The sequence below is a fragment of the Burkholderia stabilis genome (genome assembly GCF_001742165.1).
Classification (GTDB): domain Bacteria; phylum Pseudomonadota; class Gammaproteobacteria; order Burkholderiales; family Burkholderiaceae; genus Burkholderia; species Burkholderia stabilis.
Map to the genome: position 1 here is coordinate 1,518,192 of NZ_CP016443.1, position 12,143 is coordinate 1,530,334.

General features: G+C 67.7%; 10 protein-coding genes, 1 tRNA gene and 1 pseudogene. 4 read left to right on the plus strand and 8 right to left on the minus strand.

Annotated elements, in window-relative coordinates; genetic code table 11:
* Positions 1–5: 5 nt before the first annotated feature.
* Together BBJ41_RS41250 and BBJ41_RS24755 are read left to right on the plus strand one after the other, a co-directional pair.
* Positions 6–179 carry a hypothetical protein gene (locus BBJ41_RS41250; RefSeq protein WP_163012932.1) on the plus strand — a complete coding sequence of 58 codons (174 nt, stop codon included), beginning with the start codon at positions 6–8 and terminating at the stop codon, positions 177–179.
* A 95-nt stretch (positions 180–274) separates the two neighbouring features.
* On the plus strand, positions 275–904 hold the full coding sequence (locus BBJ41_RS24755) for a LysE family translocator (protein ID WP_069748885.1): 630 nt from the start codon (positions 275–277) through the stop codon (positions 902–904).
* A gap of 38 nt (positions 905–942) precedes the next feature.
* On the opposite strand, the gene BBJ41_RS24760 is transcribed toward BBJ41_RS24755, so the two are convergent.
* A complete protein-coding gene (locus BBJ41_RS24760; RefSeq protein WP_069748886.1) occupies positions 943–2,268 on the minus strand; it encodes a leucine-rich repeat-containing protein kinase family protein in 1,326 nt (441 codons plus the stop codon).
* A gap of 145 nt (positions 2,269–2,413) precedes the next feature.
* On the opposite strand from BBJ41_RS24760, the gene BBJ41_RS24765 reads away from it, so the two are divergent.
* Positions 2,414–2,498: transfer RNA gene (locus BBJ41_RS24765), tRNA-Leu, on the plus strand.
* 81 nt (positions 2,499–2,579) lie between these two features.
* Here the strand turns inward: BBJ41_RS24765 and BBJ41_RS24770 are convergent.
* Positions 2,580–3,469, minus strand: a pseudogene (locus BBJ41_RS24770) (LysR family transcriptional regulator).
* Between the two features lie 138 nt (positions 3,470–3,607).
* On the opposite strand from BBJ41_RS24770, the gene BBJ41_RS24775 reads away from it, so the two are divergent.
* A complete protein-coding gene (locus tag BBJ41_RS24775; protein ID WP_069748887.1) occupies positions 3,608–4,849 on the plus strand; it encodes an MFS transporter in 1,242 nt (413 codons plus the stop codon).
* Positions 4,850–5,025: 176 nt separating this feature from the next.
* On the opposite strand, the gene BBJ41_RS24780 is transcribed toward BBJ41_RS24775, so the two are convergent.
* From BBJ41_RS24780 to BBJ41_RS24810, 6 genes are all read right to left on the minus strand, one after another.
* Positions 5,026–5,451 (minus strand): ExbD/TolR family protein, encoded by a 426-nt coding sequence (locus BBJ41_RS24780; protein ID WP_069748888.1) that lies wholly within the window; start codon positions 5,449–5,451, stop codon positions 5,026–5,028.
* A 9-nt stretch (positions 5,452–5,460) separates the two neighbouring features.
* Positions 5,461–5,883, minus strand: a complete 423-nt coding sequence (locus tag BBJ41_RS24785) for an ExbD/TolR family protein (protein WP_069748889.1) — start codon at positions 5,881–5,883, stop codon at positions 5,461–5,463.
* A gap of 12 nt (positions 5,884–5,895) precedes the next feature.
* Positions 5,896–6,795: a MotA/TolQ/ExbB proton channel family protein gene (locus BBJ41_RS24790; RefSeq protein ID WP_069748890.1), complete on the minus strand. Its 900-nt coding sequence runs from the start codon at positions 6,793–6,795 to the stop codon at positions 5,896–5,898.
* 69 nt (positions 6,796–6,864) lie between these two features.
* Positions 6,865–7,551 carry an energy transducer TonB gene (locus BBJ41_RS24795; protein WP_069748891.1) on the minus strand — a complete coding sequence of 229 codons (687 nt, stop codon included), beginning with the start codon at positions 7,549–7,551 and terminating at the stop codon, positions 6,865–6,867.
* 25 nt (positions 7,552–7,576) lie between these two features.
* Entirely contained in the window at positions 7,577–9,898 is a 2,322-nt protein-coding gene (locus BBJ41_RS24800) for a TonB-dependent receptor (protein ID WP_069748892.1), read from the minus strand.
* A gap of 820 nt (positions 9,899–10,718) precedes the next feature.
* On the minus strand, positions 10,719–12,041 hold the full coding sequence (locus BBJ41_RS24810) for an MFS transporter (protein WP_156814857.1): 1,323 nt from the start codon (positions 12,039–12,041) through the stop codon (positions 10,719–10,721).
* Positions 12,042–12,143 lie beyond the last annotated feature (102 nt).

Genomic DNA, 12,143 nt, shown 5'->3' on the forward strand with positions numbered 1-12,143 from the left:
CGAACATGAAAAACCGCCTGCCGCTGGCCGACCTGATCGTCCGTTACCGGACGCCGTTGAACGTCGCCGTGCTGATCGTCTGCGGGTTGTGGGCCGCGTGGATCGCGTGGATGACGCGTCCTGCCGCGATCGATACGCCGCCGTCGATCCCCGCGTACTGCATGCGCGACGCAAGCTGACGTTCACCGGTGCGGCTGCGGCGGTTGTCCGGGCGATTTTGGCGTAGCATCATCGCGTCGTGTCGACCGCCGCCACCGCACCCTCCGGAGCACGCATGTCCGTTCAGACCTGGCTTCTCTTCGCCGCAGCCTATCTCGCCACGACGCTGTCGCCGGGGCCCAACGTGCTGCTCGTCATCCGCAACACGGTGCGCTACGGCACGCACGGCACGGCTGCGACGATCGCGGGCAATCTCGTCGCGCAGGGCGTGGTCGTACTGCTCGTCGCGCTCGGCGTCGGCGCGGTGCTGGCCGCGATGCCGCCGCTGTTCGTCGCGATGAAGGTCGTGGGCGCTGCGTACCTGATGTTGCTCGGGGTCCGGCAACTGCGCGGCGACCGGAAGGCCGCCACGTCGAACCGCACCACGGAGCCCGCCGTTCCCGATCGCAGGAAGCTGTTTCGCGAAGCGCTGTTCGTGTCCGGCAGCAATCCGAAGACGATGATCTTCCTGTCGGCGTTCATGCCGCAGTTCATCGTGCACGATCGTCCGCTCGCGCTGCAGTTCGTCGTGATGTACGCGACGATCGCGTGCACCGTCGTGGTCGTTCACAGCGTCTATTCGGCCGGCGTGCGCCGGTTCCATCGCGGTTTCGGCATGAGCCGTGCAGTGCGTGCGCTCAAGCGCGCGAGCGGGCTGCTGTTCGTCGGGCTCGGGATCAAGCTACTGACTGCGCGGCAGGCGTAAGCACGCATCCTCGATAGCGGTGCCGCCGCGCGATCCCGTCAGATCTCGTTCACGGCCAGCGCGGCGGTAATCTCCGCAAACGACGGCCGCGCGTCGACATCCTCGTTCAAACAGGCTGCCGCGAGTGCGTCGAGCGCATGCCTGCCGGCCCACGCGCGCGGCTCGCATCGCTCGAGCAACTCGCCGAGCAGATAGCCGAACGCACGCACTTCGAGCCGTTCGAACCCGGCTCCGCGCATGCGGTCGTTCACGTCGTAGAGCGACGCCGCGCCGAAATCCCCGAGCAGCGCGCCGCCTTCGCCGTCGTGCAGGATGTTGTGCGCGTACAGGTCGCCGTGCATGATGCCGCGTTCGTGCAGATGGCCCGCGACCGACGCGATGCCGTGCGCGATCCGCACCGCTGCCGCCGGCTCGAATCCCGCATCGGCTGCATATACGTCGCGCGTGCAGGTCGCGAAGCTCGGCGGCCCGGCGAGGTTCGTGAGCGCGGGATCGACCAGTTCCATCACGAGGCCGTGCGTGCCGTCCGGATGCCCGCGCACCTTGCCGATCACCGGAATCACGTTCGGGTGTTGCCCGGCATGCAGGCACGCCGCCATTTCGCAATCGGGCAGGCCGTCGCTCGTCACCGCGCCCTTGAACAGCTTGACCGCGACCGCGCGCGGTGCACGGCCTTCCGCCGTCCATTGCGCGCGGTAAATCACGCCCGATGCGCCCTCGCCGAGCTTCTGTTCGCACGCGAGCGATGCCCACTCGACGTCCACGATATCCGGCCCGGCCGACGCCGCGGCTTCCGGCGCCGCGCCGAACGGATTGCCGGCGGCGGCGAGCCACGCGAGCCGCGGCAGGCGCAGCAGCCAGTCCGGCAGGTCGTCCAGACGGTTCGCCGACAGGCGCACCAGTTCGAGCGCACGGCACGCGGCCATCTCGGCCGGCAGCGCGCGCAGCCGGTTGCCGGCGAGCATCAGCTTCTGCAAGCGCGAACAAGCGCCGATTTCGGCGGGCAGCGCGTCGATTTCGTTGTCGGTGAGGATCAGCCAGCGCAATGCGCGCGGCAGCGACCGGCGCGGCACGGTGCGAATCCGGTTCGCCTTGAAACCGATCATGTCGAGTTGCGTGCACGCGCCGAGCACGTCGGGGAATTCGGTGAAGCGGTTGCCGGATGCGAACAGGATGCGCAGGCGATGCAGCCGCGGCAGATCGTCCGGGAGCGCGGTGAGCGCATTGCCGGTCAGGTCGAGCACTTCGAGCGTGTCGGCAAGATCGAAAATCTCGCGCGGAAACTCGGTCAGCCCGCAGGCGAGCTTGAGTTGTCGTGCGCCCGACAGGTGTCCGGCCTGCAGTTGTTCGAGGGTAGATGTCACGGTGGAAAGCGGGTCGCAGTTGCGAGGGTCATCGGAACGATCGCCCGGATTTTACCGGGATCGCTTTCGCGTCCCCGTTCGTCGTGTCACACCCCCTTCACAAACGCGCAATGTGACGCTAGAATTGCGCCCCTTGCAGTGCAGTGCCGACGTGGTGAAATTGGTAGACACGCTATCTTGAGGGGGTAGTGGCGAAAGCTGTGCGAGTTCGAGTCTCGCCGTCGGCACCAGATACGGTATTACCGTGTTTCGAGCATGTTCAAAAAACCGCGACAGCGCATGGCTTCGCGGTTTTTTTGTTTTCGCCTCGATCACGCCGGCCCGCCCTGCCGCGCCAGCAGAAGAAAATTGCGAACCACCGCCGACGGCTCGTCGCATCGCGACGCAATCGCGAGCCTTGCACGCAGCGCACTCCCGCGAGCGGCCGATAGACGACCCCGGCAACCTGCACCTGCGTAATCGCCTTCGGCACGACGGACACGCCGAGCCCGGCCGCAACCAGCGTCACCGCGGACGCCATTTGCGGCGCCGGTTGCGCCATCCGCGGCTCGAACCCGGCGGCGTTGCATGCGGCGACGATATGATCGAACAGCGCGCCGCCGGCCTCGCGCGGCACTTGCACGAACGACTCGTCCGCCAGTTCCACCAGATCGATGCGCCGACGCTGCGCCAGCCGGTGCGCAACGGGCAGCGCGACGAACATCGACTCTTCGTCCCAGTCGGATACCTGCAACGTCGCGGCGGCGCGGCGCTCAGGCCGCACGATCGCGACGTCGAGGTGCCCGGCTTCCAGCGCCTCCAGCAGCACGCGCGAGGCCGCCTCCTGCAACGTCAGCTCCGCCTCCGGATACGCTTCCCGAAAGCGGCGGATCAGGTCCGACACTTTCGAATTGAAGGCCGCCGTCCCGGTGAAGCCCACGCGCAGATGCCCGGTTTCCCCGCGCGCGGCCCGTCTTGCCGCCCGCACCGCGCGCTCGGCACCGTCGAGCACGCGGCGCGCCTCTTGCGCGAAGACCTCGCCCGCCAGCGTCAGCTCGGCGCCGCGCGCGGTGCGCTTGAACAGTTCCACCCCGAGTTCGCTCTCGAGCGCCTTGATCTGCTGGCTCAACGGCGGCTGCCCGATGCCGAGCGCCTCGGCAGCCTTCGTGAAATTCGACGCGGCCGCCACGGCCAGGAAATATCGGAGATGTCGGAGTTCCATTCGGATGTGACCTCACGGTGTGCCGGATTGGCTCACCAGCCAGTGGTTAAACATATCTCTTCGGTTTCTTTCATATATTGGACATATACATGACGGTGCGCAAGAATTCAGTCATCCCTTCGCACATCGAGTGCAGCCATGTCCTCCCCTTCGATTCCCCGATCCATGCCCGGCGCGCAAAAGGCCACGCCCGATGCGCTGCCCGCCGGCGTTTCCCCGCGCTCGGCCGCGTACAAGCGCATCGCGCTGGCGCTCTTCCTTGCCGGTTTCTCCACGTTCTCGCTGCTGTACTGCGTCCAGCCGTTGCTTCCCGCGTTCGCGCGGGAATTCGGGCTGGGTGCGGCGTCGAGTTCGCTCTCGCTGTCGCTGTCGACCGGGATGCTGGCGGTCTCCATTCTGTGCGCCGGCGCACTGTCCGAACGCACCGGGCGGCGCGGGCTGATGTTCGCGTCGATGACGCTCGCCGCACTGTTCAACGTGTTCGCCGCGCTGTCGCCGAGCTGGAACCTGCTGCTGATCTGGCGTGCGCTGGAAGGGTTCGCGCTGGGCGGCGTCCCGGCGGTCGCGATGGCGTATCTCGCCGAGGAAATCGCGTCCGAGGGGCTCGGCTTCTCGATGGGGCTCTACGTCGGCGGGACCGCGTTCGGCGGCATGGTCGGGCGGATCGGCATGAGCGCGCTGGAAGAGCACTTCTCGTGGCGCACGGCGATGCTGGCGATCGGCGTCGTCGATCTCGTCGCGGCGGCCGCGTTCGTGATGCTGCTGCCGCCGTCGCGGCGCTTCGTGAAGCGCACCGATCTGACGCTGCGCCATCATTTCCGGTTGTGGGGCGCGCAACTGCGTCACGCGCGGCTGCCGTTCGTTTTCGCGATCGGCTTCCTCGTGATGGGCGCGTTCGTGACGATATACAACTATGCGGGGTTCCGGCTCACCGCGGCCCCGTTCAACCTGAGTTCGACCGCGTGCGGGCTGATCTTCGGCGCCTACCTGTTCGGGATGGTTTCGTCATCGAGCGCCGGCGCACTCGCCGATCGTCTCGGGCGGGCGCCGGTGCTCGTCAGCGGCCTGCTCGTGTTCGCGGCGGGCCTCGCGCTGACGCTGTCGCATTCGCTCGCCGCGATCGTCGTTGGCATCGTGCTCGTCACGATCGGCTTCTTCATTGCCCACTCGGTCGCGAGCGGCTGGGTCGGCCACCTCGCGGGGTCCGCGAAAGGGCACGCGGCATCGCTGTACCTGCTTGCCTACTATCTCGGGTCGAGCGTGCTCGGATCGGTCGGCGGCACGTTCTGGCAACACGGCGCGTGGACGAGCGTCGCCGCGTATGTCGCGGTGCTGCTCGTGCTCGGGCTGCTGGCCGCACGCCGGCTGGCCCGCGCGTAACGGATGCGGCGCGGATCGCGCGCGGTCCGGCCCCCGTGGCCTGCTTCAAGTACGCCACGCATCGGGCCGGTCGCGCATCGATCAGGACACCGGCACATCCCCCCCTTTCATCACATACGCCAGCTCGCGCCGCTTCAACCGCATCGCGAGCGCCGCCCGCGCGGCACCCGCCCCACCTACTGCACATACTGCTCGTTACCCGTCAGCCCGATCTTCGTCGCGCCCACGCGTTGCGCCGACGCCAATACCGCAGCGACATCGCGGTAAGGCGCCTGCCGGTCCGGCCGGAGCCGGATCTCGGCCTGCACCGGCTCGGCGGCCACCCGCGCCAGCTTCGCCTCGAGCGCCGCGCGATCGGGCACCGGCACGCCGTTCCATGACGTGAGCCCGTTCGCGGCGACGTCGATCTGCACGATCTCGGGCTCCACGGCCAGCGGCGGCGGCGTGCCGACCGGCAGGTTCATCCTGACCGCATGCATCTGGATCGGAATCGTGATGATCAACATGATCAGCAACACCAGCATCACGTCGATGAGCGGCGTGGTGTTGATGTCCACCATCACCTCCGGCTCGCTTCCGGACGACGATACATTCATCCCCATGACTGCCTCCTAACCGCCGCGCGCAGGCGGCTCCGTAATGAACGACACCTTCCCGATGCCCGCCCGCTCGCATGCGGTCATCACGCGACCGATGAATTCGTAGCGCGTACTCTCGTCGCCGCGCACGTGCACGTCCGGCTGCGGCGTCTGTACGGCGACGCTTTTCAGTCTTGCGAGCAACGCCGCCGCATCCACCTGCGACTCGTTCCAGAACACGTCGCCGTCGCGGTTCACCGCGATCTCGATGCTTTTCGGCTGGCTCTGCAACGGCTTCACGGTTTCCTTCGGCAAATCCAGCGGGATCGTATGCGTCACCACCGGAATCGTGATCAGGAAAATGATCAGCAGCACCAACATTACGTCGACGAGCGGCGTCGTATTGATCTGCGCGATGACTTCGTCGTCATCGTCCTGCCTGACGCTCATGGCCATGGTCCGCTCCGTTCAGTCGACGAGCGACGCGGCACGCGTATCGTTGCGCACGGGACGTTTGCCGCCCGCCAGCACCACGGTATGCAGTTGTGCGGCGAACGCGCGCACGCGCTCCATCACGGCCTTGTTGCGACGCACGAGGAAGTTGTAGCCGAGCACGGCGGGCACCGCCACGGCAAGACCGATCGCCGTCATGATCAGCGCCTCGCCCACCGGCCCCGCGACCTTGTCGATCGACGCCTGGCCGGCCACGCCGATCGCGGTCAGCGCGTGATAAATGCCCCACACCGTGCCGAACAGGCCCACGAACGGCGCGGTCGAACCCACCGTGCCGAGAAACGCGAGCCCGTCCTGCAGGCGGTTCGACACGTTGGTCACGGCCCGCTCGACCGACACGTCGATCCAGGTATTGCGGTCGACCGCTTCGAGCAGCACTTCGTCGTGGTGCTCGCCGGCCTCGATCGCCGTCTCCGCGATGAAGCGGAACGGCGACGACGCGTCGAGCAGCTGTGCGCCCTGTTCGAGCGACGGCGCACTCCAGAGCTGTGCGTCGGCACGTTTCGCGCGCCGGTTCGCGCGGGTCTGCTCGAAGAACTTGGTGACCATGATGTACCAGCTCCCCATCGACATCACGACGAGCAGGATCAGCACGAAACGCGCGACGAAATCGCCGCCGTGCCACAACGCGCCCAGTCCGTAAGGATTCTCGACGGTTTCCGACGTGGCCGGCGCGGGCGGCGGCGCAGGATGCGCGGCAACGGCCGGTTGCGATGCAACGACGGTCGAGGCTGATGCCGATGCCGGCACGGCGCTCGCCTGCGCCAGCGCAACGCCTGGCGCGACGAACACGCCTGCCGTACCGGCGGCAACGATCATGCTGGCCGCGAACGCGGCGAGGAAACGCTTCTTCATGTCTGCTCCATGGGTCGATCTGAATATGTGTTCAATGCGTGGGCTGCACGATGTCGCGACGCGCGCTGCTCAGTTCAGGTTGAACGAGAACGGCACCTGCACGCGCACCGACTGCCCCTGCGACAGGCAACTGAATCGCCGCACCGCCGCGAGCGCCGCGCGATCGAGGATCGGGTCGGCCGACCGCGCGACGTGCTCGTCCGACACGCGGCCGTCCGCGTCGACGACGAATTCCACCAGCACGTTGCCGGTGATGTTGTTTTCCAGCGCCTCGCGCGGATAGCGCAACGACGCGCGCACCTGGTCCGAGTTCGGGCAGACGACGCCCACTTCATGACTCGGCGCCTTGGCCGTCGTCGGGGCCGGCGGCGCGGGCACCGCGGGCGCGGAGACGACGGGCGTCGCCGTATGCGTCAGCGTCGCTTGCGGCGGCGCCTGCACCCGCACCTCGGGCGGCGGCACGAAGACGGGCGGAGGCGGCGCGCTCTTTGGCGGCGCCGCTTTCACGATCGGCTTCGGCGGCGCGGGCGGTGGCGGCGGCGGTTTGACCGGCTCGATGATCCGCACGCTGACGGGATGCTGGATGATCTCCACCACCCGATTCGCGAGGCCGTTGAGCAACGCGTAAATCAGCACGGCATGCAGCGCGAGCACGGCCGCGATGCCGCCGAGGCGGCGCACGGGACGGTGGCTGGTCTGCCGGAACTCGCGCGGGCGGCCGGCAGGTCGGTGTTCCGGTAACGGGCGGGCAAGCATGGAAGCTCCTCGAATCGTCCGCGCGTCAGAACGGCGCGCTCAGCTGCACGCCGATCGTGCGCGGCTGGATCACCGACGCCCACACGTTGCCGCCGAGCGGCACATAACTCGTGTTGGCGGACAGCAGGCCTTCGCGGTTGAACAGGTTCCTGACGAAGAACGACAGGTTCGCGCGGCGCAGGTCCACGCCGAACTGCAGGTCGGTCACGGCGTAGGCCGGCAGGACGAAATCCGGCGACCCCGCCGAGCCCGCGAAACTCGAATGGCGCTCGCCCACGAAACGCTCGTTGGCGCTCGCGACGGCCGGCCACGGGCCGAGCTGGAACCGCCACGCAGCCCCCAGCGACGCCGCGAACTTCGCCGTGTTCGGCAGCCGGTCGCCCGCGTGCGAGCCGACGCTCGGCGCGCCTTCGGTCAGGTACGCATCGATCGCCGACAGCGACGCGTTGAACGACAGCGCCGACGTCGGCCGCACCACGCCCGACGCTTCGAGGCCCCGGATGCGCGCGTTGCCCGCGTTGACGAGCTGCGCCACACCGTCGACCGCGCCATATTGCTGGATGCCGTGCCATTCGATGTCGTACGCGGACAGCGCCACCGACACGCGGTTGTCGAGCAGGTCCGCCTTGTAGCCGATCTCGTAGTTCCACAACGTATCGGGCTTGTAGACCGGATTGCCCGCGATGAGCTGCCCCGTCACCGCGCTGACCGCCATGCTGTTCGGGCCGCCCGGGCGATAGCCGCTCGCGGCGCGCGCGTAGACGTTGCTGGTCGGCGTGAGCTTGTAGCTGACCGTGAACATGTACGTCTTGCTCGTATCCGACGACGTGCCCGGCGCGGAAAGCGGCGTCGGCACGAGCAGGCCCGACGTTTCCTGCCGGTAGTCCTGACTGTTGTGCGCGATGCGCATGCCGGCCGTCAGCGCGATGCGGGGCGTGATGTTGTACGTGACGTCGCCGTACGCGGCGAACTCCTTGTAGCTACCCGCGTAGGCGAGCTTTTCCAGATCGCCGAGCGACGCGCCACCCGCGCCGGTCGCGCGATAGCTCTGCACGGTAGTGCTGTGCTCGTGATCGTAGTAAAGGCCGGCGACCCACTCCAGCGTCCGGTTGCCCGGCGAGGTCAGCCGCAGCTCCTGCGTCACCTTGTTAGTGCCGACGTTGGAACTCGGCGTGAAGGTGCCGACGTCGAGCCCGCGCGCCGCGAGGATCGGCGCATAGAACGGCGTGAAGTCGAGCGTCGTCGCGGTGCGCAGCGACTGGTACGCGGAAATCGCATTGAGGCGCGCCCAGCCGAAGTCGTATTCCGCATTGGCGGTATAGAACTGGTTGCTCTGGTGATACGGCTCCTGCGCTTCCTGAAGCTTGGTCAGCGCGCCGTAGGCCGGCTGGCCGTTCATCCCGTAGTCGACATAGTTCTGCCCGTCGCTGTTGATGTTCTGCAGCGTGGCGGTGAAGCGGAACGTGAGCTTGCGCGTCGGCGTCACGAGCAGCGAGGCGCGCACGCCAGTGGTGTCGTTCGCGTTGATGCGCGTGCCGGCGGCCGCGCCCTTCGCGTCGATGTAGCCGCCGTCGCGATTGTTGAACGCGGCGATGCGCAACGCGGCGACGTCCTGCTTCAGCGGCAGGTTCAGCACGACGTTGGTCGTGTTGTTGAGGCCACCGTGCCAGGTCGTCGAAAACGTCGTGGCTGCGCTGCCGAAAAAGCTCTCGGTGTCAGGCTGGTTGGTCACGTATTTCAGCAGGCCGCCCATCGCGCCTGCGCCGTACAGCGTTCCCTGCGGCCCGAACAGGATCTCGATGTGATTCAGGTCGAGCAGGCCCATGTCCAGCGCCAGCGCGGCGCCGCCGCCCGAGATGGTGTTCGAGCCGATCGGCGTGTCGTCGACATACACGCCAACGGTCGGCCCGACATCCTTGCCCGCCGTCACGCCGCGCATCGAGATCGTTTCCTGGCCGGGGCCGCCACCGCTGTCGAAGCCGACGCCCGGTTGCGTCGACAGGTAGTCGCTCAGCTTCGTGGCGCCCGATTTCTGCAACGCGTCGCTCGACAGCGTCTCGACCTTCATCGGCACCTCGCGCGCGGGTTCGCGCCGTCGGTTCGCCGTCACCTCGACGGAATTGAGCGTCACTGCCGCGCCGCGCTTTGCGCCTTTTGCATTGGCCGCCTTGTCGCGCTCCGCTTCGGGCGCGGTAACCGCCGCGGGCGGCTGCGTGCCGGTTTGCGCGGGCACGTCCTGCGCGTGAGCGCCGGCCGCCGCGACGAACATCCGCATGACCGAGACGGCAACCAGCGTGCGTCTGAACAGCGTCGGCGCCGCTGCGAATCCGTCCTTGTTGCTTCCCATCTTTCACTCCCCCTGTCTGAACGTGGATCGACGTGTTCGTCTTCTGAAGCGGTCCCGCATGCGAACCGTCCGTCCGAATGACCTCAAGGTAAGCATCCAAATTGGCCGGCGCTTTTGCGAAACGCCGAAAAACATTGGCTGCCGTCCTGCGTGCTGGATCGCGGCCGGCGGGTCGCGTAACACTGCGCCGCGCGCGCATCGATGCGCGTCGCGGCATGAGGCGGCGAGGACGGGAAAAGATGTGAACGCGGAAGAAACGGCGGGCTGGCGCGATGTGCGATGAAGGTGCAGCAACCGGTCAGGCTGCGCGAGTATCGGCAAATCAGAGCATCTGCGCACTCATGTCGCAGCGCGATTCGAAGCGCCCGCGAAGCGCGATGCGCGATGGAGGCGTGTCAGCCGATTGGGCTGCACGCGTATCGACGAGTCAGAGCACCTGCACACTCACGTCGCAGCGCGATCCGAAACGCCTGCGAAGCACGATGCGCGATGAAGGCACAGCAACCAGTCAGGCTGCACACGTATCGACAAATCAGAGCACCTGCGCACTCACGTCGCGGCGCGATTCGAAGCACCCGCGATGCACGGCGCACGATGAAGGCGCAGCAGCCGATCGGGCTGCGCGCGTCTCGACAAACAGACCATCTGCGCGCTCGCATCGCAGCCCAGCTCGAACCGCCCGCGAAGCGCGATGCGCGATGAAGGCGTGTCAGCCGATTGGGCTGCACGCGTATCGACGGCAGCGCGATTCGAAGCGCCCGCGAAGCACAATGCACGATGAGGGCACAGCAGCCAGTCAGGCTGCTCACGTATCGACAAATCAGAGCACCTGCGCGCTCACATCGCAGCGCGGCTCGAAACGCCCGCGAAACATGCGCAGTACGACGCCGAGCAGGATCATGCTGAACATCGCGGCCGGCATGCCGAGCCACGCGATGCCCTTGAGCAGCGCGCCGGGCGTGCCGTGCAACGCGTCGGAGATCGCGCCGACGGCCGGCACCGACACCGCCTGGAACATATACGTGACGAGCGACGACGTACCGATCACGCGCCCGCGCAGATGCGGCGGCGCGATGTCCTGCAACAGCGTCGGCGTCAGCGACGCGCCCGCGATATACGCGGCGATGATGCCGGTCATGCAGACCAGCAGCATCGTCGCGCTGGTCGCGAACGACAGCCCGAACAGCAGGATCGCCGCGACGAACGCCATCGCGCAGCCAACCGCGACGGGCAGCCCCGCGCCGCTGCGCGCGCTCAAACCGCGCACGATGAGCACGCTCGTGAGCAAGCCGAGCGCCGAGCCGCCACCCACCGCGATGCCGCTGTAGAGCCCCGACTTCGCGAGATCGACATGAAAGTCGCGGATCAGCGCCACCGGCGCCCAGCCCAGGATCGCGCCCACGTAGAACGCGGCCATCGCATAACCGAGGATCAGGCACGTCAGCATCGCGCCCGAGCGCCGCCAATAGTGCGCGAGCGTTTCGCGCGACGCTTCGTGCGCGTGCCCGGCCTGCGTGCCGCCGCGCGGCGGATGGCCGACGCACGCGAGCAGCGCCGCGACGACCAGGCCCGGCAGCGCGACGAGCACGAACGCCAGCCGCCACGGCTCGACCGTCAGCGCCCGCGCGAGCGGCGCGGCAAGGTGGAAGATCGCGCCGGCGCCCGCGATGCCGAGCCCCGCGCCGAACAGCGCGACCGCGAAAAACAGCGTGTTCGCGGCCGTGCGCAGCCTGGGCGGAAACAGGTCGGGCAGCAGGCTGTACACGACCGGCCCGAGGCCCGCTTCGCCCACCGCGAGCGTCAGCGTGCAGAGAAACAGCATCCAGCCCTGCGTGACGAGGCCGCAGAGCGCCGTGCCCGCGCTCCATACCAGCACGCAGACGACGAGCAGCCAGCGCCGGTCGACCCGGTCCGCGAGCCAGCCGAGCAGCGGCGACGCCAGCGCGCTGAACAGGATCGGGCCGAAGCCGACGATCACGCCGAGGCCCGTATCGTCGAGGTGGAGATCGCGCTTGAGCGGCTCGATCGCGAGCGTCAGCATCTGACGGTCGGTGATGCCGAGTATCGCGGCCAGCGCGAGCACGACGAGCGCGAACCACGCGCGCGACAACGACGGGGACCGACCGGTTATTCCGCTACGCACGCTGCGTCTCCTTCATTGAAAACCTCTGTGGCCGGCCGGTGCAGCCAGCCTGTCGAGGGTAGCCGCCGGGCGCCGGCAAGACTTTCGCGGACGGCCGGGAAA